This is a genomic window from Rhodococcus sp. C-2 (assembly GCF_027854095.1).
GTDB classification, from domain to species: domain Bacteria; phylum Actinomycetota; class Actinomycetes; order Mycobacteriales; family Mycobacteriaceae; genus Rhodococcus_F; species Rhodococcus_F qingshengii.
In genome coordinates this window covers 212534-237885 of record NZ_JAQGFI010000009.1, presented here as the reverse complement: position 1 = coordinate 237885, position 25352 = coordinate 212534, and the positions used below count along the sequence as shown (strand labels likewise).

Annotated in this window: 33 protein-coding genes; 24 read left to right on the top strand and 9 right to left on the bottom strand. The window is 60.3% G+C overall.

The window, feature by feature from the left end; genetic code table 11:
• Positions 1 to 60 precede the first annotated feature (60 nt).
• The 4 genes from PCS43_RS20565 to PCS43_RS20550 all read left to right on the top strand — a co-directional run bounded on the left by PCS43_RS20565 (position 61) and on the right by PCS43_RS20550 (position 3344).
• The gene (locus PCS43_RS20565) at positions 61 to 1074 is read left to right on the top strand and encodes an FUSC family protein (RefSeq protein ID WP_064073736.1); all 1014 of its coding nucleotides are present in this window, start codon (positions 61 to 63) and stop codon (positions 1072 to 1074) included.
• Positions 1075 to 1125: 51 nt separating this feature from the next.
• Positions 1126 to 2634 carry a YhjD/YihY/BrkB family envelope integrity protein gene (locus tag PCS43_RS20560; protein WP_064073737.1) on the top strand — a complete coding sequence of 503 codons (1509 nt, stop codon included), beginning with the start codon at positions 1126 to 1128 and terminating at the stop codon, positions 2632 to 2634.
• Positions 2631 to 2876, top strand: a complete 246-nt coding sequence (locus PCS43_RS20555) for a hypothetical protein (RefSeq protein WP_054801532.1) — start codon at positions 2631 to 2633, stop codon at positions 2874 to 2876. The genes PCS43_RS20560 and PCS43_RS20555 overlap by 4 nt, the downstream gene beginning before the upstream one ends.
• A gap of 75 nt (positions 2877 to 2951) precedes the next feature.
• Positions 2952 to 3344 carry a low affinity iron permease family protein gene (locus tag PCS43_RS20550; RefSeq protein WP_248671250.1) on the top strand — a complete coding sequence of 131 codons (393 nt, stop codon included), beginning with the start codon at positions 2952 to 2954 and terminating at the stop codon, positions 3342 to 3344.
• 298 nt (positions 3345 to 3642) lie between these two features.
• Here PCS43_RS20550 and PCS43_RS20545 read toward each other — a convergent pair whose 3' ends face one another.
• From PCS43_RS20545 to PCS43_RS20535, 3 genes are read right to left on the bottom strand one after another with little or no spacing between them, the layout of a single operon-like run.
• On the bottom strand, positions 3643 to 3801 hold the full coding sequence (locus tag PCS43_RS20545; protein ID WP_214516683.1) for a hypothetical protein: 159 nt from the start codon (positions 3799 to 3801) through the stop codon (positions 3643 to 3645).
• Positions 3802 to 3852: 51 nt separating this feature from the next.
• On the bottom strand, positions 3853 to 4383 hold the full coding sequence (locus tag PCS43_RS20540; RefSeq protein WP_064073739.1) for a CinA family protein: 531 nt from the start codon (positions 4381 to 4383) through the stop codon (positions 3853 to 3855).
• A gap of 60 nt (positions 4384 to 4443) precedes the next feature.
• The gene (locus PCS43_RS20535; RefSeq protein ID WP_064233719.1) at positions 4444 to 5541 is read right to left on the bottom strand and encodes a HemK2/MTQ2 family protein methyltransferase; all 1098 of its coding nucleotides are present in this window, start codon (positions 5539 to 5541) and stop codon (positions 4444 to 4446) included.
• A 384-nt stretch (positions 5542 to 5925) separates the two neighbouring features.
• Here PCS43_RS20535 and nadE point away from each other — a divergent pair, with 384 nt between their 5' ends.
• The 8 genes from nadE to PCS43_RS20495 all read left to right on the top strand — a co-directional run bounded on the left by nadE (position 5926) and on the right by PCS43_RS20495 (position 13372).
• Positions 5926 to 6750 carry an ammonia-dependent NAD(+) synthetase gene (gene nadE, locus PCS43_RS20530; RefSeq protein WP_064073742.1) on the top strand — a complete coding sequence of 275 codons (825 nt, stop codon included), beginning with the start codon at positions 5926 to 5928 and terminating at the stop codon, positions 6748 to 6750.
• 718 nt (positions 6751 to 7468) lie between these two features.
• The gene (locus tag PCS43_RS20525) at positions 7469 to 7789 is read left to right on the top strand and encodes a hypothetical protein (RefSeq protein WP_064073743.1); all 321 of its coding nucleotides are present in this window, start codon (positions 7469 to 7471) and stop codon (positions 7787 to 7789) included.
• 476 nt (positions 7790 to 8265) lie between these two features.
• Complete coding sequence (locus tag PCS43_RS20520; RefSeq protein WP_064073744.1) at positions 8266 to 9318, top strand: glycosyltransferase; 1053 nt, start codon at positions 8266 to 8268, stop codon at positions 9316 to 9318.
• On the top strand, positions 9315 to 10448 hold the full coding sequence (locus PCS43_RS20515) for a glycosyltransferase family 4 protein (protein WP_064073745.1): 1134 nt from the start codon (positions 9315 to 9317) through the stop codon (positions 10446 to 10448). The genes PCS43_RS20520 and PCS43_RS20515 overlap by 4 nt, the downstream gene beginning before the upstream one ends.
• Positions 10445 to 11452, top strand: coding sequence for a glycosyltransferase (locus tag PCS43_RS20510; protein ID WP_064073746.1), 1008 nt, complete (start codon positions 10445 to 10447; stop codon positions 11450 to 11452). The genes PCS43_RS20515 and PCS43_RS20510 overlap by 4 nt, the downstream gene beginning before the upstream one ends.
• 13 nt (positions 11453 to 11465) lie before the next feature.
• Entirely contained in the window at positions 11466 to 12320 is an 855-nt protein-coding gene (locus tag PCS43_RS20505) for a glycosyltransferase family 2 protein (protein WP_231914988.1), read from the top strand.
• A 53-nt stretch (positions 12321 to 12373) separates the two neighbouring features.
• On the top strand, positions 12374 to 12562 hold the full coding sequence (locus PCS43_RS20500) for a hypothetical protein (protein ID WP_064073748.1): 189 nt from the start codon (positions 12374 to 12376) through the stop codon (positions 12560 to 12562).
• Between the two features lie 306 nt (positions 12563 to 12868).
• Positions 12869 to 13372 carry a TspO/MBR family protein gene (locus tag PCS43_RS20495; RefSeq protein WP_231914989.1) on the top strand — a complete coding sequence of 168 codons (504 nt, stop codon included), beginning with the start codon at positions 12869 to 12871 and terminating at the stop codon, positions 13370 to 13372.
• Positions 13373 to 13822: 450 nt separating this feature from the next.
• On the opposite strand, the gene PCS43_RS20490 is transcribed toward PCS43_RS20495, so the two are convergent.
• The 3 genes from PCS43_RS20490 to PCS43_RS20480 form a co-directional block, all read right to left on the bottom strand.
• Complete coding sequence (locus PCS43_RS20490; RefSeq protein ID WP_064073751.1) at positions 13823 to 15301, bottom strand: FAD-dependent oxidoreductase; 1479 nt, start codon at positions 15299 to 15301, stop codon at positions 13823 to 13825.
• A 70-nt stretch (positions 15302 to 15371) separates the two neighbouring features.
• Positions 15372 to 15845 carry a DUF4383 domain-containing protein gene (locus PCS43_RS20485; RefSeq protein WP_064073752.1) on the bottom strand — a complete coding sequence of 158 codons (474 nt, stop codon included), beginning with the start codon at positions 15843 to 15845 and terminating at the stop codon, positions 15372 to 15374.
• A gap of 103 nt (positions 15846 to 15948) precedes the next feature.
• On the bottom strand, positions 15949 to 16521 hold the full coding sequence (locus tag PCS43_RS20480; RefSeq protein WP_231914990.1) for a CinA family protein: 573 nt from the start codon (positions 16519 to 16521) through the stop codon (positions 15949 to 15951).
• Between the two features lie 548 nt (positions 16522 to 17069).
• Between PCS43_RS20480 and PCS43_RS20475 the strand changes: the two genes are divergently transcribed.
• From PCS43_RS20475 to PCS43_RS20465, 3 genes are all read left to right on the top strand, one after another.
• The gene (locus PCS43_RS20475; RefSeq protein WP_064233723.1) at positions 17070 to 17582 is read left to right on the top strand and encodes a GAF domain-containing protein; all 513 of its coding nucleotides are present in this window, start codon (positions 17070 to 17072) and stop codon (positions 17580 to 17582) included.
• A 62-nt stretch (positions 17583 to 17644) separates the two neighbouring features.
• Positions 17645 to 17836, top strand: a complete 192-nt coding sequence (locus PCS43_RS20470; protein WP_064073755.1) for an ANTAR domain-containing protein — start codon at positions 17645 to 17647, stop codon at positions 17834 to 17836.
• 39 nt (positions 17837 to 17875) lie between these two features.
• On the top strand, positions 17876 to 18202 hold the full coding sequence (locus PCS43_RS20465; RefSeq protein WP_054802362.1) for a hypothetical protein: 327 nt from the start codon (positions 17876 to 17878) through the stop codon (positions 18200 to 18202).
• Positions 18203 to 18303: 101 nt separating this feature from the next.
• On the opposite strand, the gene PCS43_RS20460 is transcribed toward PCS43_RS20465, so the two are convergent.
• Positions 18304 to 19125, bottom strand: a complete 822-nt coding sequence (locus tag PCS43_RS20460) for a SigB/SigF/SigG family RNA polymerase sigma factor (protein ID WP_082893109.1) — start codon at positions 19123 to 19125, stop codon at positions 18304 to 18306.
• A complete protein-coding gene (locus PCS43_RS20455; RefSeq protein ID WP_152688384.1) occupies positions 19122 to 19550 on the bottom strand; it encodes an ATP-binding protein in 429 nt (142 codons plus the stop codon). The genes PCS43_RS20460 and PCS43_RS20455 overlap by 4 nt, the downstream gene beginning before the upstream one ends.
• Positions 19551 to 20133: 583 nt before the next feature.
• Here PCS43_RS20455 and PCS43_RS20450 point away from each other — a divergent pair.
• From PCS43_RS20450 to PCS43_RS20410, 8 genes are all read left to right on the top strand, one after another.
• The gene (locus PCS43_RS20450; protein ID WP_231914991.1) at positions 20134 to 20412 is read left to right on the top strand and encodes a hypothetical protein; all 279 of its coding nucleotides are present in this window, start codon (positions 20134 to 20136) and stop codon (positions 20410 to 20412) included.
• A gap of 60 nt (positions 20413 to 20472) precedes the next feature.
• Positions 20473 to 20664 carry a hypothetical protein gene (locus tag PCS43_RS20445; protein WP_231914992.1) on the top strand — a complete coding sequence of 64 codons (192 nt, stop codon included), beginning with the start codon at positions 20473 to 20475 and terminating at the stop codon, positions 20662 to 20664.
• Between the two features lie 365 nt (positions 20665 to 21029).
• Positions 21030 to 21218: a hypothetical protein gene (locus PCS43_RS20440; RefSeq protein WP_064073748.1), complete on the top strand. Its 189-nt coding sequence runs from the start codon at positions 21030 to 21032 to the stop codon at positions 21216 to 21218.
• Positions 21219 to 21264: 46 nt separating this feature from the next.
• Positions 21265 to 21852 (top strand): type 1 glutamine amidotransferase domain-containing protein, encoded by a 588-nt coding sequence (locus PCS43_RS20435; protein WP_064073756.1) that lies wholly within the window; start codon positions 21265 to 21267, stop codon positions 21850 to 21852.
• A gap of 14 nt (positions 21853 to 21866) precedes the next feature.
• Positions 21867 to 22094, top strand: a complete 228-nt coding sequence (locus tag PCS43_RS20430) for a DUF6480 family protein (RefSeq protein WP_064073757.1) — start codon at positions 21867 to 21869, stop codon at positions 22092 to 22094.
• Positions 22095 to 22644: 550 nt separating this feature from the next.
• The gene (locus PCS43_RS20420; RefSeq protein WP_231914995.1) at positions 22645 to 22785 is read left to right on the top strand and encodes a DUF6131 family protein; all 141 of its coding nucleotides are present in this window, start codon (positions 22645 to 22647) and stop codon (positions 22783 to 22785) included.
• A gap of 189 nt (positions 22786 to 22974) precedes the next feature.
• Positions 22975 to 23604 carry a hypothetical protein gene (locus tag PCS43_RS20415; protein ID WP_064073758.1) on the top strand — a complete coding sequence of 210 codons (630 nt, stop codon included), beginning with the start codon at positions 22975 to 22977 and terminating at the stop codon, positions 23602 to 23604.
• A 336-nt stretch (positions 23605 to 23940) separates the two neighbouring features.
• The gene (locus PCS43_RS20410) at positions 23941 to 24315 is read left to right on the top strand and encodes a hypothetical protein (RefSeq protein WP_054802388.1); all 375 of its coding nucleotides are present in this window, start codon (positions 23941 to 23943) and stop codon (positions 24313 to 24315) included.
• Here the strand turns inward: PCS43_RS20410 and PCS43_RS20405 are convergent.
• Positions 24294 to 24641, bottom strand: coding sequence for a MerR family transcriptional regulator (locus PCS43_RS20405; RefSeq protein ID WP_270923095.1), 348 nt, complete (start codon positions 24639 to 24641; stop codon positions 24294 to 24296). The two genes, PCS43_RS20410 and PCS43_RS20405, sit on opposite strands and share 22 nt — an antisense overlap.
• Before the next feature lie 469 nt (positions 24642 to 25110).
• Here PCS43_RS20405 and PCS43_RS20400 point away from each other — a divergent pair, with 469 nt between their 5' ends.
• A complete protein-coding gene (locus tag PCS43_RS20400; protein WP_270923089.1) occupies positions 25111 to 25242 on the top strand; it encodes a hypothetical protein in 132 nt (43 codons plus the stop codon).
• The last annotated feature ends 110 nt before the right edge of the window (positions 25243 to 25352 follow it).

Here is a 25352-nt window from a genome sequence, read left to right as displayed (position 1 = left end):
AAGGTTAAGGAGCAAGCAATTCTCGAGCATCCCCTCATTCAGCGATGTGAAAGCATAGGCTTGATCACAGCTCTGAAAGGCGCAGTCGCCGTAGTCATCGCGTGGGTGATCGCGAACAGCGTCTTTCATAGCCCTGAAGCATTTCTCGCTCCGTACGCTGCACTCTTCATCATCGGGAACACCGTGCGGAACTCGATGCGGGTGGCCGCCCGCCAGGTCAGTGTGGTCGTCCTCGGAGTTGTTGTGGCCGCCGTCGCGGCGGTGACCCTTCCGACCGTCGCTGCATTGGCCATCGCAACGGGTGCAGGAATACTCGTCGGCCGCATTCCGCGGTTGTCGCCTGACGGGATTTGGGTCGCCGTCACCGCCGTATTGGTCCTTCTGTACGGAACAGCAACCAACCCGTACTTGGTGATGCACCGCATTGGTGACGTAGTGCTCGGAGTATTCGTGGGCATCGCGGTCAATGCCGTGTTGGTGCCGCCGGACTATCTCTCCGACGCCAGAGACCTCTTGGTGGCACGTACGCATGAGGTCGCGGACATTCTCCGACAGATGGCCGCGGACGTGAAAGCCAGTGCTGGAACACAGGGTTCATGGCGTCAACGCGCTCTGTCGGTGAACAAATCCGTTGCCGCGGAGACCGCGGTGATGGACGGTGAAGCCAGCCTGGTCGGAAACTTTCGCAAACGTGGGTGGTTGCGTATAGGAGGATCCGAGTTGTTTCGCCCGGCCGCCGAAGCACTCGATCGAGCAGCGCTACATCTCATGGGCCTGATCCTTGCCGTCGAGGACAGCGATTTCAACGAGAACGGGAGTTTGCAAAGTGCCGTCTCGGAGTTGCTCGAAGCGATGGCCATAGCCTTTGCCGATGCGGGAAGAGGTCCGGTGCACGACCCTACCGACCATCGTTCCGTCACGACCTTGCCCCTTGCCCGTGAAAGATTGACCGCACTCGAAAAGCTCGTGCAGCAGGGAACAGTCACAACGTCCGTCGCACCTTCGATAGTTCTCTCCAGCCGTGGGTTACTTGCGGCGCTCGCTGTCCTCGATCGAGAGGAGTACGGAAGCTAGGGGAGTCTCGACCGAGTTTCGACACCCGGCTCACTGGGTAGCAACTCGGGCATGGTGACACACACGGTTGATGCGGACGACGCGCGTAAGCCTTCCGATCCGACCGACCTGACGGCGCAGTCGTGGAAGTTCGTAGCACGACGTTCTGCCCGAGAGTTCACTCGCGATCAGTGCACCGATCTGGCGGCGGCTTTGACGTACTACGCTGTGCTGTCACTGTTCCCGGCGCTTCTGGCGCTGGTGTCCCTGCTGGGAGTTGTCGGCCAGGGGCGTGCCAGTGTGGACACGGTGATGGAACTGGTAGCCGCTGTCGGACCGGGCTCGGCCGTGGACACGATGCGTGGCACCGTCGAACAACTGGTGGCGGCCCCTACCGCCGGTTTCGCATTGATCATCGGTCTCGCGGGTGCGTTGTGGTCGGCCTCCGGCTATGTCGGCGCATTCGGGCGAGCGATGAATCGTATGTACGAGGTGGAGGAAGGCAGGCCGGTCTGGAAACTTCGTCCTCTGCAACTGGTCGTCACCCTCGCAGGACTTCTGTTGGTTGCCGCGGTGATCTTGATGCTGGTCGTCAGCGGACCTGTCGCCAAGGCGCTGGGTGATCAGCTCGGCATCGGAGACGGCGCGGTGACGACGTGGAATATTGCGAAGTGGCCCGTCATTCTGATCTGTGTCGCGCTGGCGGTGGCGGTGCTGTATTACGTGACTCCCAATGTGCAACAGCCGAAATTTCGTTGGATCAGCGTCGGAGCAGCACTCGCTATTGCAGTGTGGATCGTGGCTTCAGTCGGATTCGCTTTCTATGTAAGTCATTTCGGTAGTTACAACAAGACGTACGGATCGTTGGCCGGGGCGGTCATCTTCCTCCTCTGGTTGTGGATCACCAATCTTGCGTTGTTGTTCGGAGCAGAAGTTGACGCGGAACTCGAACGCGGCCGGCAGTTACAGGCCGGAATCGAAGCCGAAGAATTCCTGCGGCTGCCTCCTCGGGACACCAGCGTTTCGGAAAAGAACGCTCGTCTGCACGCACACGATATCGCCGCCGGTCGCGAACTTCGCGAAACGCACGGCGGCGAAGACAACGAAGGGACGTCGACCATGACCGAGCGATCCGATAGCCGGGCAACCGTTCCGAGCACCGCGCCGCCGAAAACTGTCGACACAGAGGGCGTAGACCCGCACGCACTGTCGACCGTACAACTCGTCGAGCGCCTCACCGAGCAGGTGTCCGACCTCGTACGGGCCGAGATGTCGCACGCAGTAGCCGAAGTCAAGACGAAGAGCACCCGGTTCGGTGTAGGGGTCGGTATCTCCGGCGCCGGCGCACTGCTGCTGCTGTACGGCTTCGCGGTACTTCTGGCGGCAGCAGTACTCGGATTGGCCACAACCCTCGAACCTTGGCTTGCAGCTCTGATCATCGCGGCAATCGTGATCGCCATCGGAGCAATAACCGCACTCGTGGGAGCCAAACGAGCGAAGTCCGCGGCGCCACCACTTCCGGAAGAGACCGTCGAAAGCGTCAAAGCTGACATCGCTACTGCCAAGAAGGGCGTGAAATGAGCACTACCGCAGACGGACCCGACGAGAATGTTCGAGCCCAACGTGAGGCTCTAGCCGCAACCGTAGGCGTACTCGCCGAAAAGGCCGACGTACCGGCCCGCGTCAAGGGTGAGATGTCGCGTGACGTGGAACGGGTAAGGCAGCGGCCTGCAGCCGTCGCGGCGGCGCTCGGTCTCTTAGTGGTGTTCGTACTTGTGCTCCGCCGCCGCAAGCAGCGTTCCCGCCTCACCACGCACAACTAGCGAGCGCCGTCGACGTTTGCGGCTACGGTCAGCCCAATGTCCCGGAATCGAGCGAGGCCCCAACGATGAAGCCGCCTGCAGTTCTCCTCTCCGAAGTTTCGACGAACTATCTCCGTCTTCGATAGGTTCGCGATCTACGCCGGTGCACGGACCTCGCAGGGATGGTTCTTCGTAGTGTGCACGGTGATAGTGGTGCTCTGGGCGCCGTCGTTCTTCCTCCTCGGCACCATCGACACCTGGCAACTGATTATCAACACTGTCACCACCATCGTGACGTTCCTGTTGGTGGCGTTGTTGCAGAACACACAGAAGCGATCCGACGACGTCGTGCAGCACAAGTTGAACGCCATCGCCGACGGACTGGCCGATCTGATGAAACAACTCGCTCAGCAGCACCCCGAACTCGACAAAGCTTTGCGCGAACTGCGACTTGCTGTCGGATTGGAAGACCACGAGAGCGCTTCCTGAACGGCAGAGGCACCTAGCACTTACAAAACGAGTCCTGCGATCTCGACTCTCGACCTACTGGCCTGGCACACTGGGATCGGGTATCGGCTATGTGGTTCGGCGATACCGCTGAGTTTGCTGCCCGAGGTCCAACATCGAGAAGGGTTGGCCGTGTATCCAAGAAGCCAATGGTCCTAACGCTTTTCAAGTGCTGTCCACTCCCAACATCCAATCTCAGTTGGGCGATCCCTTACCGCAGCTATGGCGCCCGCGCGACTGCGTCAGCTACGAATTCGCCGCCGTGGTGCTCGGCACCTGGTCAGGCTGTATATATGTCGCCAGGCTGCACATGACGAGCATCCTTGCCACTTTCGCTCACCACGCATACTTCGGGTCTGCCGAGTATCTCGGATGCGACTCCGAGATACTCGGCTACCGCGGCCAGGGCCCAGCTCGGGTGATCGGGGCGAGATGTCATCGTCCAAGGCCTTTCAGAGACTAGGCTCCTCCGCAGTCGACGTCCGCTGGCTCACGACGGGACTCCGCCGGAGGTAGACGCGGCGTCCGTGGAGGCGTGCCGCACAAGAAGTTTGATCGCATGCTCTATCGTGGCGGCCAGGATGTCCTCCGGTTCGCCTGAGAATACTTGCTTTTCGGTGTGCGCTCTTCCGTGGTCGACGATCCCGAACCAGACGGTTCCCGGAGTCACGTCTTCTTGGGTTTGCGGCCCGGCTTCCCCGGTGACGGCGAGCGCCAGTGTGGTTCCGAACAGGGTGGCTGTGCTGTGCGCCATGGCTCGCGCGGATTCTTCGCTCACCACAGGGCCGTTCGGAACGTGGAGGACCGACCGCTTCACCTCCCGGTTGTACGCGACGATCCCACCAGTGAACCATGAACCCGCATCCGGCGCCTTACCCAGGTGTGCGGCAATATTTCCCGCCGTCAGGGACTCTGCCGTCGACACCGTCAAACCTCGCGCCATTGCGACACTTGCCAGGCGCTTGCATAGTTCGTCGAAGTCGGTTTCGGTCGGCAAATCGGGCCGAGGGTCGTTACTCATGTCCTGTCCTCTCCAACAGATGTCGAGCACTCGTATTGTGTCGCTTCACGTTCAAACCGGTCAACGGATCTGCGCTGCCCTGTTCTGAAGACGATTCGATTCCACACTGATTTTTGCCTCCCGTAAAATGTTCTTCGGCAGATGGTTTCGTAGATACGCAGCGACCTCATGGCCTACGTGTTCGATCTGTAGCATTACCTCCGTCACACCGGTGTACGAATCAGTCCGAATGAGGACACAACCCTTGGGCGCCAGTGTGAGCACGGACTCTATGTCGGTGGCGGTCCGGGTGGTCACAGTGTGGGTAATTCGGAATCCCACGCCGGTCAGCATCCTGCGAAGATGCTCCGTTACATCGCCGTCGTCGCCCTGGGAGGCCCCACGTTCTGTTTCCTCAAGCACCAATGAGCGCGGATTCGATACTGCCTCTTCCTTTTTGCACGGATTTCCACCTGTCATCCCCGTGTGCGACCCCACGCCGTCGCTGCGCTTTCCGTGGACCATCGGGAGCGGCTTGCTGGCGCGCACGACCACCAATTCCTCGATTTCCTGCCCATGCTCAATTAACCCACGGCGCTCAAGCATCGCGCGGCGCGAGCGCAGGACCGGGCCGAACGGGATTGATCTCCCAGCAACGACTTCTGCAGTCATCCCCCGTTCTTCGAGCATGGCTCCGGTCTTTCCGATGTCGCACATCGCGGACTGCAACAACAGCAAAGACCCTCCTGGCACAAGGAAGTCAGAGGCCGATGCGATGATTCGGTCGAGTAGAACCCGGCCGCCGGTACCGGCGTTCCAGGCTCTCTCAAGTCCTGAAGCCGGCAGTTCGTCGATTTCGGATGGGACGTACGGCGGGTTCGAAACCACGAGGTCGAACATTTCTCCGGTCAGCACCTCGGTAAGGTTTCCACGACGTGCCTCGACACTCACTTTGTTGAGGAGGCGGTTGAGCCTGACGTTCATAATTGACCGGCGTGAAATGTCTACCGCGAGAACGCGACCAGCTCCAGCCTTGGCAGCGGCTATTGACAACGCGCCGGTTCCGGCGCAGAGGTCGAGAACGCGAGTGGACCCCGTCACCCGCTGACACTTCAGTGCCTCGATCAACAGCGACGTATCGTCCTGCGGTCGGTACACACCTGGCAAACTAACGATCATCGTCGACTCCTGAGTTCAGGGGGTTCGATCCCGACAGGTTTTCTACCCGAATGTTCACGAAACCATGCGGGAGAGCGCATCGTTTCGGACTGGACTGCTCCAGAATCACGTTGCCCAACAGTTCGGTCTCCGACGACGACTGCGATTCGGACAACGAGTCACCCGTGGTAGCGGCGAACGCCAACTTCGGCAGTAGTCGAGGAATGAGCGTCCAAAGGGTATGCCGACGGCGGTCGGCTTTTCGCACCCGTTTCCCGATTCGCTGCAACACCGGCACTCGCAGCGGCTTTGGCAATCAACAGTGTCGACCTGGTCGTACCCAACTTTGCGGGCCAGAAGAGCGACGGGCCTGCGCGCGCCTGCTCACATCGCTAGAGTCCATTCATGGCCACACTGCGTGAAAGCATCATCGAAGAACTCGGCGCAAAGCCGACAATCGACGCCGCAGCGGAGGTTCGCTCGCGAGTCCAGTTCCTGAAGGACTACGTGCGCTCGACCCCCGCCAAAGGATTCGTTCTGGGAATCAGCGGCGGTCAGGACAGCACGCTCGCCGGCGCCCTCGCCCAACGTGCGGTCACCGAACTCCGCGAAGAAGGCCACGAGGCCGAGTTCGTCGCTGTTCGACTCCCCTATGGCGCGCAGGCCGACGAGTCCGATGCTCAGATCGCACTCGGCTTCATCAAGCCGGACCGCTCTCTCACGGTCAACGTCAAGCCAGGTGCCGACGCCACAGCCCGTGAAGCCTCCGAGGCGTTGGGGAACGGTGAACTGCGCGACTTCGTCCGCGGCAACATCAAGGCGCGCGAACGAATGGTCATTCAGTATGCGATTGCCGGTCAGCTCGGCTACCTGGTAATCGGTACCGACCAAGCGGCGGAGGCGATCACCGGCTTCTTCACGAAATTCGGTGACGGCGGCGTCGACATCACGCCGCTCACCGGCCTGAGCAAACGTCAGGGCGCTGCACTCCTGCAGGAACTGGGCGCACCCGAGAGCACGTGGCGCAAGGTGCCGACCGCCGACCTCGAGGACGACCGACCCGCGCTGCCCGACGAAGTTGCCCTCGGCGTCACGTACTCACAGATAGACGACTACCTCGAAGGAAAGGACGTTTCCTCCGAGGTAGCCGAAAAGCTCGAGAAGATGTTCACCAGCACTCGTCACAAGCGCACGGTGCCGGTCACACCACTCGATACCTGGTGGCACTGAACACAACATGTTGTCGGAGATACAGTTCGACTACGCAACTGGCTGATCGGCGGATTGAATCGCGGTGATCCAGCGTTACTTCGTAATCGTTCGGGCGCGACGGCTAGACGTACCGACGGGTATTCTGCGGCCATCGAGCAAGTGAAACTACGAGGACACATCTTGCGGCACCATAAGTTTCGACGAGCAAACCGCGCCAGCGAAGTTCGGAGAACGCGAGTGGAGCGGTCAAGGTAGAACAGAGGTACTTGGCTCGATGCTGCAGTCAACGCGCACTCTGATGCGCTCCTGCGACAACGCCTGACGGAGGACCGAGGCGTGCTGATCGAGAAACGCAGTGAGGGCCCCATCAACCGGTGCCGATGCCCAGATTGGCTCGTCCGCCGGGAAATGGTTCCTCGGTGACATCCGATCACCGTCAGGTCGCACGGAGCGTCTACCGTCTGGAGCGCTCCTAAGGTGCCGGGCCGATGCCTCCAAGCAATAACCCGAGGCCATTCAACAAACGGGAGCGCCCGGATGCGGAACCGGAAGGACGATTCCCGCTACGGCAGCGTTGAGCTGCATGGGCGCTAGCACCTCTTCTGCTCGACAACGCCAACGGTACGGATCCCGGGCGTGGTGGCCTGTCTTGTTGTGGAGTTCACTGTTTCATCCGTGCACGGCCGGGGTAGATGCCTTGCGAACGAACAACGAGGACTGTGACACGTTGTCATGAATGCTGGACGGAGTGTGTGTTGTGACTGAGCCGAAAGAAGTCGAACCTGTCCCTGTGGACAATGAACGCACGAATCGATCCCACGTCGGGGAGGCGATCACAGACGGACGCAACTATCCCGGATACCTGTTAGTCGGCCTCGGATTAGCAACTCTCGGATTAACCTTGGTGGCAGCAGGTTACGGATTTCGCGGGTGGGCGGTCATCGCCGGAAGTGTATGCGTGATCTCCTTCATCGTCGGGGCCCTGGCAATCTTGATGGAACATCGGCGGGTCAAGCGATTGGAAAACCGCGAACTTCTGGACCAAAAGGGCCATTGAGCGTTCTTCCCGGACGATGGTCGAGATAGGCGAACCAGAATTCACCGGCGCGGTCCGGATCAATTGGCACCGTATGCATTGGACATTGGCACCGTATGCAGTGGCCCCTGAGCGGGTCCTCGAGTTCGCGCGTCCTCGACGTGAATAATCGCGCTTCGTTTCGACTGATCGACCGGAGCGCGCGTTCTAAGTGCTCGTCGAACAACCCAGTCGCGCAATGTTCGAAACATGCTCCCGTTCAATGGAACCCGAAAGATACATCTACGCTATGGTAATGAGGTATCGCGGTTGAGGAACCAGCCGCCGAAGCGAGAAACAAGCCTTTTTCTCGTCTCTTCGGCGCGAACGCGCCCCGATCCGATGCAAGGAGTGAGATGAACGGGGGAGCCCATCCCGGTGATCGGTTGTCGACCGACATTAATGTCTCTACAAGAGTCGACGCGGTTCGAGCTGCAGACTTGGTCCGAACTGCTGACGTGATTCGGGTTGCGTCTGTACCTGCATCGCACGTGTACGTCCGGCACTTGGCGCAACCCATGGGAAAAGACGGCGTCGTTCGTCTTGACGATCCGGTCCCCGCGGATGGCCGTAAGGTTCCTGGCGGCTGGTGGCCTCCGGTGATGCTCGATCCGGGATGGATCCGCGAGCATCATCACCTTTTTGATCTTTTTCATGTCCACTTCGGTTTCGACGCGATCGCACCGCAGGTAATGGAGGACATCGTCCACGAGTTACGCAGTCACGATATTCCTCTGGTCTACACGGTGCATGACCTGCGAAATCCCCACCATCCCGATCCCGAGTCGCACCGGGAGATACTAGACGTGTTGGTACCGGCGGCGGACTCTCTGATCACCTTGACACCGGGGGCGGCTGCATCGGTCGCGAACGATTGGGGGCGGGAATGCGCTGTGCTGCCTCATCCTCATGTGATCGAATTGGACAACTTCGGTCTTGCGCGACCTCCGGGAACACAATTCACCGTGGGAGTGCACGTGAAAAGCCTGCGTCCCAACATGGATCCGTTTCCGGTGTTGAACACTCTGTCTTCGACGATTGCGACGTTGCCGGGTGCGCGATTGGTTGTGAACGTCCATGATGAGATCTTCGATCCCGACAATCATTGGTATGCGCCGCAGGCCGCGAAGAAGCTCTTGGAATACGATGATCGACCGGGTGTAGAGGTGGTGGTACATCCGTATTTCACCGACGACGAGTTGTGGAGATATCTGATGTCTCTGTCGGTTTCGGTCTTGCCGTATCGGTTCGGTACGCATTCTGGATGGCTGGAGGCATGTTACGACCTCGGGACATCCGTCATCGCTCCCAGCTGTGGGTTCTACGCACAACAGCAGGACTGCAAAATCTACGGGTTCGACGAGCGTCATTTCGACCCGGAGTCGCTGGATCGATGTGTTCGTGAACTGTATTCAGCAGAGCCCGTGCGTCTTTCCGCTGGAATGCGTAGCAGGCAGCGCCGATTCCTTGCCTCTGCTCACCGCGAAATCTACGAGAAGGTTCTCGCATGAGCGCGTTACGCATAGCTCTGATCGCATCGAGTCGCTATCCCGTCAATCAACCGTTCGCCGGCGGTCTCGAAGCTCACGTATGGCATCTGGCCGCAGCTCTGCGAAAAGCCGGCCACGATGTCACCCTTTTCGCCGGACATGGGTCAGATCCGCAGCTCGCTTGTGAGCTGATCGACGCCCGCCCAGCCCCCATCAGTACGGCTGCCAGAACTGACATCTCCATGCCGGCAGAGTATTTCATGCAAGAACACCATGCCTATCTCGACCTCATGCTCCGCCTCGCTCGTGACTATGCGGAGAGTTTCGACATCATCCACAATCACAGCCTGCACTACCTACCCGTGGCGATGGCGTCCACGCTGAGTGCTCCTGTGCTCACCACTTTGCACACGCCGCCGACCCCGTGGCTGGAATCAGCCATCGCGGCAGGTGGGTCTCCCGGTCGGTTTGCTGCGGTGAGCCGTTTCACCGCCGATTCATGGAAACAGGCAGCCGGCGACGTCGACGTCGTGCACAACGGCGTCGATACCGATCAATGGCGTCAGGGGCCCGGTGGGCATCGACTGATCTGGTTCGGACGCATCGTTCCGGAAAAGGGCGCCCACCATGCGATTGCAGCCGCCAGAGAATCCGGTATGCCGTTGGTGCTTGCCGGGCCGATCAGTGACCATACGTATTTCAGAGAGCGAATCGAACCACAACTCGGCGACTCAGTTCGATATCTCGGCCATCTGGTGACTGACGATCTCGTTGCCGCGGTAGGGATGTCTGCTGTTGCACTCGTGACCCCGCATTGGGACGAGCCCTACGGGTTGGTCGTGGCCGAGGCGCTTGCCTGCGGGACCCCGGTCGTGGCTTACAGGCGGGGTGGCATACCGGAAATCCTCACGCCCGATTGTGGTCGGCTGGTCCCAGCTGACGACGTGGCCGCGCTCTCCGTCGCGATCGGAGAGGCGAAACAGCTGGCTCGGCCGCACGCGCGGGCGCGCGCTGTGAACCACTGTTCGGAGCGAAGAATGGTAGACCGATATGTCGCACTGTACAACGAAATATACTCTGCACCAACCATATCCGGTACGTCCACGGCGGAAACTGTGCCCACGGCCACAACCCGGCGAGTAGGCCGATGATCGGTTACTACATCCACCATCACGGGCGAGGTCACCTCACCCGTGCCGCGTCGATCGCGAGGAAACTGAATCTCGACGTCACCGCGCTCACCAGTGCCGATTCGGTTGCAGTGGAAGCCTTCGACGATCATGTTCAGTTGCAACTCGACTACGGCGACGCACATGAGCTCGACCCCACGGCCAACGATGCTCTTCATTGGGCACCGATTCACGAAACCGGGCTTCGCGCTCGGATGGCACGAGTCGCCGAGTGGGTAGCGACTGCGCGTCCCGACGTCGTTGTCGTGGATGTATCCGTCGAAATCGCGACGTTCATTCGGTTGATGGGTGTCCCGGTCATCGTCGTGGCGATGCCAGGAGACAGGACCGATTTCACCCATCAGCTAGCGTATCGACTTGCAGATCACATCATCGCCGCCTGGCCGCAAGAGATATACAACCCGAGCTGGCTCCGCCCCCATGAGCACAAGACGACTTATGCGGGAGGTATCAGCCGGTTCGAAGGCCGGGAGAGCGCATCTCGTACCGTCGACAATTCCTCGTCTCCGCGAGTTCTGGTGTTGAGCGGCGCCGGTGGGTCAGCGGTCTCGAACGCTGACGTTCAAGCTGCTGCGGCACAGCATCATTCCTTCCACTGGAAAGGACTCGGATTGCCGGGAGGGACGTGGGTCGCAGATCCCTGGCCGGAGATCTGCTCGAGCGACGTCGTAGTCTCGCACGCAGGCCAGAACGCGGTGGCCGACATCGCGATCGCCGGTAAGCCCGCCATAGTGATCGCACAGGAACGTCCGTTCGGAGAACAGGTCGCGACCGCCGGAGCCCTGTCCCTGCACAATCTCGCGGTGACGCTGAAAGAATGGCCGGCACTCGAATCCTGGCCCGATTTGATCACCCAGGCACAGGCTCTCGATCGCGAAGGCTGGTCAAAGTGGCGGACTTCGGGTGCCGCTGCCCGTGCAGCGCGAGTCATCGAGTCAGTCGCGAGACGGCACAAGGCCCGCTGACGTGAGGACAGCGGTGATTACGATTGTGCATGGGCGTCACGCGCACTTGCGGATGCACCTGCGTGGTCTCGCTGCGAGTGCGAAGCTGCCGTACTCGCACGTCGTCGTCGCGATGGGCGACGAGACGGTGAAAACCGTCGTCGCGCAGGAGGGAAGCTCTGCCCACGTTGTGGAAATCGACGTTCCAGAAGGGGACCCTCTCCCGCTCGCCCTTGCCCGAAACATCGGAGCAGCAAAAGCTCGATGCCGCGGCGCCGAGCTGCTCGTGTTCCTCGACGTCGATTGCATTCCAGCACCGACTCTTCTCGCTCGATATCACGAGACTGCATGTGCAGAGAACTCTACTGCCTCTCTTTTCTGCGGACCCGTCACCTATTTGACGCAGCCGTTGTCTTCCCCGATTACGCCGGATGAGATGGCACTGCTCCACAATCCACATCCAGCAAGGCCGGCGCCCCCCGACAGGACGGTTCTCCGCGGGGACGACTTCGACCTCTTCTGGTCGTTGTCCTTCGCGGTCACTGAACTGACATGGCAAACCTTGGAAGGCTTCTGCGAGGATTACGTCGGGTATGGCGGGGAGGACACCGATTTTGCCTGGTCCGCCCGCGAAAAAGGCGTGAAACTGATTTGGGTCGGAGGAGCGGACGCCTACCATCAATTCCATCCCGTGTCGGATCCACCCGTCGAGCACCTTGAGAGCATTCTGGCGAATGCGTGGGTGTTTCATCAGAGGTGGGGACAGTGGCCGATGCAAGGATGGATCGACGCATTCCAAGAGATGGGTCTTGTGGAGTACCGACCACACATTCAACGCTGGGTGCAGATTCGGAACTCGAGCTCCGTGAACTGCGGTGGTAGAGCTTGATTCGTCTTCGCGGTCGATGATTGAAGAAACGTCGGCCGGGGAAGGTGAGAGGAATGGCTACTTACAGAGTGATCAATCCTGCGGGCGACGTCACCGCGACGCGCGACATCGAGAGCGCTGACGATGCGCATGCTTGGTTTGTGGATGCTCGCGCCGACAACTCGGAACTGGGATGGCGTATGGAAGTTCACCATGATGGCGAATGGTCGTTCTTCGACGACACCGAGGGCACATCCAGCTGAGCAGTCGCTCGACGGGTGTGACGAAGATGAGGAAGGACGTTCAAGCATGAGTCAATTACTCGCAGGACAGAAGGTGGCATTCCTCGTGGCGACGGAGGGAGTCGAACAGATCGAGTCGGCGGAGTCCGGAGTATTCGCCGAGGCATAAGTGTGAGCTGGCTGCAGTCGGGCGCAAAGCTCAGGCGCGCCCGAACGAGCCGTTTCGGCTGGAAGTCGCGAGTCCCGGCAGTGCATTCGGAGACACGCGAACACGCGCTGATTGTGCCACCAGGTGAAACACCCGCCCAAAATATGAGGAGTTGCCCGATGCCCGAAAGCCGCTCTTTCCTTCGGAAATGGCTCCCGCGCACTGGAACGATGACAACGGCGGCCGCCGTTGCCGGTTCAGTTGCATCGAGATGGCCAGATCGAAGCCCATGGTTCGAGAAGCTGCGCAAGCCATCATTTCAGCCGCCGCCTATTACCTTCCCTGTCGTATGGACCGTTCTGTACGCCGACATCGCAGTAAGCACCGCCCTGACTCTTGAGCGCCTGACCGAGAACGGGGACGAGACCGCTGCTCGCGACTACACCCGAGCCCTGACGACCAACCTCCTCGTGAACGCCGGCTGGAGTTGGGTGTTCTTTCGTTCGCATCGACTCCGTACAGCACCCGTCGTCGCAGCCATCCTGACTGTAAGCAGCGCAGACTTGACGGGACGGACACTTCCGGTCAGACGAACGGCGGGAGTGGCATTGGCGCCGTACCCGGTCTGGTGTGCATTTGCGACGGTTTTGTCCACAGCTCTTTGGCTCGAGAACCGGGGCTGAATTGCGGCCATGAACGAGTCGCAGGATCCGCCGATTGCGATCAGCTGGCATCGGGTAGTTGTGCGGCATGGAGATATTGGTGATTCTTGTCTTGGTCGGTGCAGTCGCGTTCGTAGTCGCGCGCAAACATTTCACAGGAAAGCGCGAGCCGTGACGGGTGCCCTCCTATCCCGTTTCGACCACGATGCGGAAGCAAGGGTGACGAGATGGGCCCCTCGGGTCACGATGCCGGACGGATCTACTCTCGACGAGTATTTTGGATCGGATAATGAGGCCATCCTGGAGGGCACGAAAGCCAATCATGGTGTGAATAGGGGAACAAAGTCGAGCGTTATGCTGGCGACGGAACGCTCGATCCGACGAAATTGCCGAATGGCGGGTATCGCGGAACCGTCCGAAAGCACCACACCGTTAGAGCTCGAGGCCATGGAACGAGCTGAGATGTCCACGTCATGAGAGATCTTCGGTTGCAGGGCCTTCCAGAAGCTCACCGCTCGCAGTGAAGCGTGATCCGTGCAGTGGACAATCCCAAGATCGTTCGGCGTCGTTCCAACTCACTATGCCGCCAAGATGCGGGCACACCGCGGAAACCTCCTGCATCACGCCGCCGACAGTGCTTCGGGCGACAGGCGTAAGCCCTTCCCATACGACCTGGCCATGACTGCTGGACTCTGGGTCCTTATGCGCGAGTCGCTCAAACAAAGGCTTTATCCAGCCGCTCGTCAGGTGAACGGCCACTCCAGCATTGACCCGAACAGCATGGGGCACTCCGGACACTTGATTCCAATCCCATGGGGTATAGATTGCTGACCACTGTGCTCGGGTGCCGAGGACACTCGCAACCAGTGTCAGCGCGGCAGCGACCGAGTTGGTGATCCCCCATTTCGCGTAACCAGTGGCAATGAGGATCGAGGGGTCGCCCGGCAAAAGCTCTCCGACATAAGGGAGTTCGTTCACAGGCCGGTAGTCCTGTGCGGACCAGGAATGCGTCAGCTCGGCGCCGGGGAAGGTCTTGCCAGTCCAATCGATCAACTCTTGCAGACACTGTGATGGCGATGCTGCGCGCCCGACTGGGTGGCCGTTACCACCGACGAGTAGCAAGTTGCTGTCGTTGCGCGGAGCGTAACGAATCGACCGTTCCGGTTTGTCGACAGATATGTACATTCCTCGTGGAATATCGCCGGGAACTGTGAAGGCAGCAGCGTAGCTGCGTTGTGGTTCCAAGCGGGCAAAGAATGCACCTCGATCGAGTATTGGTGTTCCCGTGGCGATCACGACTCGAGCAGCGGTCACTACACCGCGGTTGGTATGCACCGAACGTCGATGACGATTACCGTGCACGGTCCGGACCCGGGTCCCTTCGTGCACTGTTCCACCGCACTGGACGAAATCCTGGACCAGCGCGTCGAGTGCCTGGACTGCGTCGAATTGTGCTTGATCATCCAAGCGGAGCGCGCCAACCACCGGGAACGGCAAATCGACCACGTCGGTCCAGTGGGCATCGAGTCCCGCCGCACGTGCTGCATCCAATTCTTCCCGCAAGGAGACGGTACCGCCAGTGCTGGTGGTATACGTGAAAGCCGATTCACGTTGTACTGCAACAGAATTGTCGGCGCAGTATCGCAGCAGCCACTGTCGTCCCTCCCTATTGGCCTCGACGTACGAGCGCACTGCCGACGGTGAGTGCTTCTTTGCAATGCTCGACAGTCGAGTGCCTTGGAGCAAACTGATCTTGCCAGTCGTATTGCCGGTTGTGACAGCTCCGACGGTCCTGGATTCGAGTAACGCCACCGCACGACCGGCCCGGGCGAACAACAATGCCGTAACCACACCTGTCATACCTGCCCCGACGACAATGGTGTCGTACTCACGCTCGGAGAATTCGGATGAGTATTCGGGGCGCGCCCCTTCGAGCCACAGGGAGGTCATGACCTACGGTTGCCTAGGGTGGTCGTATGAGAAACGTGGCTGCCGGCATCTCGCCGTAGTTGCGGGGACGTCACCGAATTGGGCTGTCCGTGTGGCTTTCCCGCTGCGCGAGAGGGGGAATCAAGAATCCGACTGCCACCATGCCTACTCCGAGCCCGAAGTGCAACCAGTTGTCGGCATCGTTGACCGGAACGAAGTTGGCGGAACTGTCTTGATCGATCAGCATGCCGTAGATCCACAGCACCAGGTAGATGATTCCGCCCCCGATTAGATACGCCTGCGCGCTGCGAGCCATACGTGCCATTGCCAGACCTGCCACACCGAAGAGTAGATGAACCACGTTGTGCAAAACGGAGACTTCGAAGATCCCGAGGAGCTTCGCACCGGAATGATGACCCGCGCCGGTCAGCATGTCGTAATTGGTTGTCACACCGGGAATGAAGCCGAGGATTCCGACTAGGAAAAACACCGCACCGACGGCTGCCGCGGCTATCTGCACTGCGGAATAGGTGCGACAGGTGCGACGATAATTTCGCTGTGCCATGATGGTTCTCTCGTTCTTTCGGTCCCGCAGTCGCTTCCGGGCTACCGGTATGACGCGCGCTCCGCGGGCCCGGGGTTCGGTCTCTGCGTGGGGCGATTCCCAATCAACAGAGGGGATAAACGACTTTCGGACAGAGGTGAGGTCGAGGGAGACCACTTTGTATCGGCGTTGTTGTCTCCTGAACTGAGGTGACAGGTGCATCACCCACTGAAATCCGTGCTCGACTGGCTTCGCAGCGGATACCCGGCGATTGACAATTCCGAAACCACACGGTCCCCGGCGGCACGTCCTCATGCAGATGTGGACCGGCCTCGCCGGTGACGGCAAGCGCCAGCGTTGCTCCATCAAAGTAGCCGTGCCGTGCCATGATGCGCGCGGCCTCTTCGCTCACGATTGGGCCGTCGAGTACGTGAAGTACGGACCGCTTGACTTCGCTGCTGTAACCACGCTCGCGGCGAGCAGGTTCCGTCGGAACCGTTTGTGGACACGTAAAAGTTGTCTCGCGCCTTGGTGGAGTGCACCGGTGTCGACGGGGCGGTCGTGGCGTTGTTCGTGTCCGAAACGACACGGGATCTGATCTGCACCACCGGAACCCTTGCTGAGGAACTGACGAAATGCAGTTCACACTCGGTGAAGGGCAGTGTGGGCGCAGTGCTTTCACCGCCCTGAATTGCATGACGATATCGTCAGCGGCGAGGCGCTCGGGCGGTGGCCGATGTTCTCGACGCAAGCGGCAGCGTGGGGAGCTGCGAGCGTCTATGCCTACCCTGTCGATGCCGGCGGGGAACCGTTCGGGGTGTTCGAGATATACGGGCGGGCTCCGGTTGCGATGGCACAGCACGAGTACTTGACGTGCCGACCGTATGCAGCCTCGATCGGGCGGGTGGTGATTTCCGAACTCGGTCCCGTGCATGCCCCAGTATGGCGATGGACGACACGGTGTCGGCGCGGCATGTTGGCAGCGCAATGGGGGCTCCCGGTGGATGAGGCACTCATTCGGTAGCGCGCTGAAGCGTTCTCGCAGCAACGTCGAATAGCCGAGATCGCACGAGAGATGATCGCGGCGCCCACCTCGGCACCGACGTGTGACACCGGGCAGTCCCCGCCTGCATAGTGATGGGAAATGCACTCGCGGTATCCCTCCGGGTAAGGTCAGGGTATCGGTGAAGCCAGCGCCGCCACCTTCGAGTGTGCGCAGGTTGGTGCCTGCGAGACAGGACCACCATGGATTGCGACGATATTTCCGCTCCGCTGGATACGTTGTCCCCGTTCGTCGGCACGAGGGCCGCGCAACAGTACGATCCCGACGAAATCGCCACTGCGGTGGAACATTTCGGGGCGCTTCTGCGGACCCCGATGAAGTTGTCCGCGCTGCTGCAGTCGGTGTGCTCGCAGGTCGTGGCGACGATCCCTACTGCGGACACGGCTGGGGTGACGATGAGTAATAGGCCGGAGACGGTGGCATGCACCGACGAGCGTGCGCTCGATGTCGACGTCGATCAGTACCGGGCGAGCGAGGGCCCGTGCCTGGAATCGGCACGCACACGGCCAGTGGTTCGGGTCCGATTCGATGATGCCGCGCAGCGGTGGCCCGAATTCGCGAGCAATGTCGCCGGAACGAGCAATGTCGCCGGAATAGGAGTGGCAAGTTATTTCTCTGCACCGCTGATGACCGACGGCCACTTGGTGGGTGCGTTGAACCTCTACAGCTCAGCGAGGTCGACGAGATTTTTTTGAAGGTTTTCGTCGTCGCGGTCGATGGGCCGATCTGGTAGGCGCGCCGTGCAGAGCAGTGGCGAGTGGAACTCGAAGGACTTCGGGAGGCGATGAAGACACAGGGGATCATCGAGTGGGCGAAGGGCATGTGGATGGCCGCGCACGGGGGCGACGAGGATCGCGCGTTCGAGGTGCTGGTGGAACAGTCCCAGCGCCGGAAAATCCGGCTCTCAGCACTCGCAACGGAGTTAGTGGAAACATTTCCCAAGCGGTGAACGCGGGGCGTGTATCTCGGCAGGGCAGAGGAGGATGCGGTGGACTGGTTCGTATCGGTGTGGGACGAGGGCATGGGCGTTCATGTGTACCGCGGCGGTGAAGGTTTTGATCGAGCGTCGGTGATCGACCAGGTGCTCGCTGCGGGTCGGGTGATCGTGCGCCGTCAGGATGATTCGGTGATCGGTACGGTCGGCAAGGTGGTCATCGACGGCATCCCGGTGGATGCAATTCCTTTCGGGGACAACGGTATCGGTGACGATGAACTTCGCTGGCTGATCGGTGCCCAGTTCGACCGCGTCCGAGCAGGAATCGACGCAGCCCACACGGCCTCCCGTCCACGGCAATCGGACCCTCCTCGTATCTGAGGGGTCCGCCGGGCCAGAGTGGGGTGCATTGTCCGGCGGACCGACCACAACTTCCCCGTCGGAGGGGCAGTCCAAACATCCGCATCGTCATTGCGGATGTGTCAGCGCGTCAGTGTGGGGATTTGAAAGGTAAGGCCTGACTGCAGGTTCAGCTGAGTTTTCCGAGTTTCGGCACGTAATGTTTTCAGCGACTGGGTCAGCAATCGGGAGACGTGCATTTGCGAGATGCCGACTTTCTCCGCGATCTCCGCTTGAGTAAGTCCGCCGAAGAATCGGTACAGCAGGATAATCCCTTCTCGTTCGGGGAGAGCGAGTAGCGCAGGACGGAGAGTTTCATGGTTGTCGATGCCGTCAAGTGCGGCGTCAAAGTCGCCGAGTGTGTCCCCGATGGACCGTCCGTCGCCGACTGTTGTCGCTTCGAGGGAGGCTGCTTGATAGGAGTCGCCGGCGGCGGCGATCTGTCCGACCCCGGAGGGTTCGACGCCGATCTCGTGAGCGAGCTCGGAGGTGGTGGGTTCGCGTCCGAAGCTTTGGGTGAGGGAAGTGTGCGCTTTGTTGAGTGCGAGGTAGTTCTCCTGCAGCGAGCGAGGAACCCGGACTCCCCAGCCTTTGTCCCGGAAGTATCTGCGCACTTCGCCCATCATCGTGGGGACGGCAAAGGACAGGAAGTCGCGGCCCTTGCCGAGGTCGAAGCGGTCGACGGCGTTCACCAGGCCGAGACGTGCGACCTGGACGAGGTCTTCGTGGGACTGCCCGCGTCCGCGGTACCGGGCAGCGATGTTGTCGGCAATCGGCAGACTTGACTCGATGATCTGTGTCCGGAGCCGTTCCCGTTCGGGATCGCCGTCCGCCAGCGCTGTCATCTCAGCGAACAGATCGGTGAGGTGCGTGTAAGCATTGTTCTCTTTCGGGGCAGCGCTCATGAGCTCGCCGGGAGAGCTTTCTCCAAGGTGATCGTCACAGATCGGTCGCCGGTAGGGGCCGCTGCTGGTGTTTGTTCAAACATGACGTCATCGACCAACGTCCGCAGAACGATCCAACCGAACGACGAAGTGCTGGCGTCGACCGGAGACGATGTCGTTGCAGCGAGGATCACTCGGAGCCGGCTCGGGCAGGTGACGGCGTCAAATGTGCACACCAGTGTGCTGGAGCGGCGAGCATGACTGACGAGGGTGGTGGCGGCCTCGTCGACTGCGATGACGAGGTCGGCCAGTGCGTCCATCGAAAGGCCGTGATGGTCGGCCGCAGCCCGCACCATGGCTCGAAGTAGACGGAGTTGATCAGGGAAAGCTGGAACCGAGAGGGACGCCGTAGACGCGGCACGCCCTGCCTGCTCAGGCGATGTCATCGGCGTTGCTCCCGTCGGGGTCGTGAGCATCGTATTCCCAGGTGGCGAGTGGGCACTGCACAGAATGCCCGGAGTGGCACCAGGTTATCGCACTACTGTCGGCGCGAGCGGGAGCAATATCCAAAGACCCACATGGTGCCACTTCAGGGCATGGGTCCGTTGAGTAAATGTAGGTGATCGAAGGGTGCGCGCAGGGTGGTATAGCCGTCGAATCGCCTGCTACCGTGCGCGGCCTAATCGGTGAGGTCGCCGCGTTCGTCGTGAGTGACAGACCAGGATGTCGAAGGCTCGGTCGTCGGTGACGTCGACGTAGAAGCCGGAACTGCCGATGGTTTACGCCGGTCACCGAGTTTCCGTAGAGGCCAGGACGGGCGGGGAGACCGGATGTCCGGACGTGTGCGAGACCGTATCTCCTGTCTGCAAATTTCTCTGCAGGATCTTGAACTGATCTTACCTCGGTGGTATACCAAATCTACGGTGTACGCGATAGATACTGAGTGGATGCGGCGCCGACTCGAACATTCGGTCACTGCCTACATGGCAGCCGATGTACGTGTAGAAATTGAAACACATTGCCTACGAGATGGTTTCGTATCGAAACGGTGGTGGCGTGATGGAGCGATACAAGATAACGCTCGCGGACGGATCGAGCGGTGACGAGTTCTTCGAGTCGGACAACCAGGCGATTCTCGCTGCAACCGCCGCCAACGGCGGAACCAGTCAAGGGCTCCATGTTCAGCGCTACGACGATCGTGGTCGATTGCTGCCCACGAAACTGCCTCCGGGCGGACATTGCGGAACCCGATGCTCTCGCGCTCACCTTCAGAAAGACGCAGGAACCGCGTGGACCCGTCGCAGGTGACGTCACGTTTCCTCAGTGCGTGAGATGGGTAACAAATCGGGGGTCGGTGAAGGAGGACTCGTGGTGGATGTCGTGGTGTGGACGGAATCCGAAGAGCGCGAAAGGTGGTGGCGCGAGATCGTGGGAATCGCGCCTTCCGGAGACCGTTGTGTGGCAAGAGATGTCGGAGAGTTGCCGCGTGCCAAGGTTTCCGCGGCCTCGGCAAGGCGTGAATCGCTGCCCATAGAGGTTCGCGGCGTGACCGCAGCCTGACTGCCGGCCCGACAGAAGGGTGGAAACACGGTGCTGAATGTTGTTCTGTTGCTTGTGATGCTGAGTATCGGCATGGGTGTGGTGATGTGTCTCGACTTCCGATGGCTTCGCCCCTCCGTGCGAGATGATCGCCGACGGTTTGCCCATCGGGGGCATTCGGGGATCACCAAGTCGTAGATCCAGTCGTAGATCCATATATGTCGACCCAGGTCTCCATCAGCGGTATCCCCGATCCCTCGGGTGCGAACCGGACAGTCGGAGTGAAGACGCGTTCGGCCGGCACCTGACGTAATTGATGCGGTGCAGCGTTGATTCGTCGTCACGGTCGATGATTGAAGAAACGTCGGCTGGGGAAGGTGAGAGGAATGGCTACTTACAGAGTGATCAATCCTGCGGGCGACGTCACCGCGACGCGCGACATCGAGAGCGCTGACGATGCGCATGCTTGGTTTGTGGATGCCCGCGCGGACAACTCGGAACTGGGATGGCGTATGGAAGTTCACCATGATGGCGAATGGTCGTTCTTCGACGACACCGAGGGCACATCCAGCTGAGCAGTCGCTCGACGGGTGTGACGAAGATGAGGAAGGACGTTCAAGCATGAGTCAATTACTCGCAGGACAGAAGGTGGCATTCCTCGTGGCGACGGAGGGAGTCGAACAGATCGAGTTGACAGATCCCTGGGATGCATTGGTTGCCGAACACGCTCAGCCGTCGATTGTTTCGACAGAATCCGGCACCATCCAGGCGTTCAACCATCTCGACAAAGCTGACGTCTTCGACGTGGACGCGGCGGTCGAGTCGGCGAAGTCGTCCGAATACGACGCTCTCGTCCTGCCGGGGGGCGTGGCCAACCCTGATTTTCTCCGCATGAATCCAGAGGCGGTGGCGTTCGCCCGGAGTTTCTTCGATGCTGGGAAGCCTGTCGCAGTGATCTGCCACGGACCGTGGACGCTGGTCGAAGCCGGCGTGGTGGCCGGTCGTACGCTGACGTCGTGGCCTAGTTTGCGTACCGATATCACGAACGCCGGCGGCACGTGGGTTGACGAGGAAGTGGTCGTCTGTACTTCTGGCCCGAATACGTTGATATCGAGCCGCAAGCCCGATGATTTGCCGGCGTTCTGTGCGAAACTTACCGACGCGCTCCGGCAGCCTGAGGCATCGACGAGGACTTCCGAGGGAAGTTGACCGGGAGGTAGATCGTGACTTCTACACCGCCCGAACCAGATCCGGAGAATACCCCTGACCTGGAACCCGGAGGCGGGGTCAAGCCGGGGAGCACCCCACCCGACGCTCCACAGACGTCGGGATTGTCCGAACCCGAACCCTCGACCGTCAAACGCTTTCCAGTAACCGGGATCGCAGCGATCGTCGCGGTCGCGTTGGTTGTCATCGTTTTCCTCATCGCCGCGGTGGCCATACTCGCATGATCTGCGTCTCGGACCGCGATGGGCTAGCCCGCAGATTTCCGTTCCCGCAGAGAGAACGGGGAATCTGCGGGCTGTTCGCGACTACAAGCCCTTGCCCGTGAACCTATGCCGCATGCACAGGGACCGAATGTCCATGCCGACCTCACACCAACGGTGAGGTTCAGTGATTTCGGAGAGCATCGATCAGTTCGCTCTTCTCGAGATTCGAATCACACTGAAGGTCAAGTTCTTTGGCTCGATGCGTCAATTCTTCGACCGTCCATGCTTCGTACGGCGAAGACTTACCCCCCGATGCACCAACTCTTCGTCCACCTTTTGCTCGAATCACCTTCTTCGTAGTCTTGGTAGAGGTCTTGATCTTTGAGTGGGTGTTATGAGACGTGGCAAACCATTGGCGTCCTACCACGATCAAACGGCAAACTAGGACGCCTTGTGCCATCACACGAAAACAGTCGAGTGAGGAGTGGCCGTACCTGCGCGCAGTCCAGCCACCTTGTTTGAGGGCCGTGACCAGCGGGTACGTCGACCTCAAAGGTGATCGGATCTTGGAATTGTTTTGTTGATCGTCGGTTTCTTGACTGGAATCTCGATTCTGTGGACGATCGGCATCATTCTCGTGGTCGTCGGGGTCATTCTGTTCGCGCCTGGCGCTGCAGGACATGCCGTAGGCGGTCGGCGGCACTACTACTGACGCCTGGGCCCCGGGCACCAGGGCCGGCCGCGACACCCGATTTGTCTCACCGCTAGGCACACGGCCGAAACGAGGGAGTACTTCGCGTATGGCCGCCGCGACACACAAGTGATCCGCAGTTAACGGTCTCGGCTATCGCGCATCCCACGTCCGTCGCGCATCTCACATGTCACGGCTGAGGAGTGGAACATGTTTGATCGGAAAATATCTCGAGAAAATCGCGAGGACGCTCGCCTCGAGGATGGCGAAGGTCGGGAACCCGTGACCGGAACGGTTCACGATGTGAGACCGCCCGGTCGGATGTGGGTGCCGCGCAGCCGGGGCGCTGTCAGCGGCATCTTGCTGATTGCGCTCGGACTCTGGGGAGCGCTCATTCCCTTTGTGGGACCGTACTTCTCGTTCTCCTTCTTGCCGGATCAAGCATGGACGTGGACCTCGGGTCGGGGCTGGCTCGAAGTGCTCCCCGGGGTGGTCACCGTCATCGGCGGGGTTTTGCTGTTGTTCAGTGCCAATCGCGCTGTCGCCAGCCTCGGGGCGTGGTTGGCGGTCGTCGGGGGCGCATGGTTCATCGTTGGCCCGACACTGGCGCCGGTGCTGCATCTCGGGGAGGAGGGGACGCCGTCGGCGACCGAACCCGCGATGAGGGCTGTGCAGCAGTTGGCTTTCTTCGAGAGCCTCGGCGCGGTGATCTTGTTCCTAGGAGCCGCGGCGGTGGGACGGTTGTCAATGCGCAGTCATCGTGATGTTGTACGCGCACAACGTCAAGTGGAGAACGGAGATGGGTCTACAGGAGCGGGGACGACGCTACGCACCCCCTGAGTTCGGGCAGGCCCTTCCTGTTCTCGGCTGTCGCTGCAACCGAACAATGCTTTCTGCCATGGTTCCTTGTGGTCGCAGGTTGATTTCGTCTCGATGACTTCGAGCGAAAAATTACTCGTATATCGTTCAGGCACCGCGGCCGGTTTCCTTTGATGCCAATATCGACACGCAACCGAAGGACGCCATGTGACGACTGCCGATCGTCACCGACTGAGACGAATCCAGTGGCGTGAGCAGCTCAGGGTTAGGATGCATTTCAGTTCCGGTCGTTGCCGGGGCAACTGACCGTTTACGCCGTGCCCGGTGCATGGCGCTGTCGAGCACGGGTAGGACGACATGCCTCTCACGAAGAAGCTATCCGAGATGTACGACGACGCGTTGACTGCACTGGCCGCGGCGTCCCAACGGCCTGCCAACGTCGTGAATGTGGACGGCCACTACGCTATTCGCGTCGACCTCGAGTACAACCGCTACGTCCTGGCCACGAACGCCGCGCGAGGACTATGGGACGAACCTGACGCCAGCGAATCCTGGTTGGTGCGCATCTTTCAAACCGGCGACGACGGCATGGACACGCTGCTCGGCGAGGCGAAGAAGCCGTGGCTCATCGACGCATTCGATTCCGCGGTCGAACAGCTCGAATCTGACGGAAACATCATCGTTGCCGATGCGGAATTCGGCAGCATTCGTCACACCAGCGAACTGGGCTGAACAGTCTCGGGAGTGACTTCCGGTGGTGTGTCCCCGGCCGTCTCGCTCAGCTGAGCGATCCGCGCAGCAAGGATCGCGTTCTCGGTTTCAAGTGAGAGAATGACACCGATTCCGGTCAAGTTGATTCCGTCGCCGATCAACGCGGTAATACGGCGCAGTTTGTCGACGTCCGCCGCGCTGTAACGCCGCGTTCCCCCACTGGTGCGTGCGGGAGTCAACAGTCCGCGACGTTCGTAGAGTCTCAATGTCTGTGGGCCGACTCCGGACAGTTCCGACATCACGGAAATTCCGTAGACCCCTCGGTGGGCGTGCGCTGCATCCTTCAATGCCCCAGCACTCTCCTTCAACCCAGCCGAATATATCTCGACTTTAACATATCGGTGCGCCGCCCCCTGCTATCCCGTACCTAAAACCTGATCTCTACCGCTGCAGATTTCATCTGACTTGCGAACCCCATTCGCAGAGGAAAGGAGCCTCCTAGATCCCGTACATGCTGGTTTCGCGCATACATGGGCACGTACGGGCCCGGACGTCGCATTGCGGTCGGTCGATCACTGTTTCCCCTGTTGCCATTTATCTGCATCGGCTGATATAGATTTACCACAGTCAGTTAGTTAGATGCATGCTGGAGCACTTGCACCTCGGGAGCGCGAATGACCACTGCCATGGCCACCGCCCACGACGGCGACGGCATCACCTGCCCGGCGCTGGGAATCGCTGAGCTGAAAGTGCGCTTTCGGTGCGATGATCCGCGTTTTTCGCACGTCGCGGCGGGAGGCGATCGATGGCGTCGTGGTGACTGTCGTTGCCGCGATCTTGGGCGAGGTAGTCGGTTCAGCGCTCGGAGGGCCGTTCTCCGGGCCTGTGTTCGCTCGGGCCGCGGCAATGGTTTTCTGGAGCGTTCTGCCGATCAACACCCGAAAATGAAGGAGACGACGATGTCGGCGACACGATCTGTACGCCGTTCCGGCAACATGACGGTGTCTTCACCTCATCGAGGGGCCGCTGTCCCTCGGCACTCTGCCGGGGCGATGACA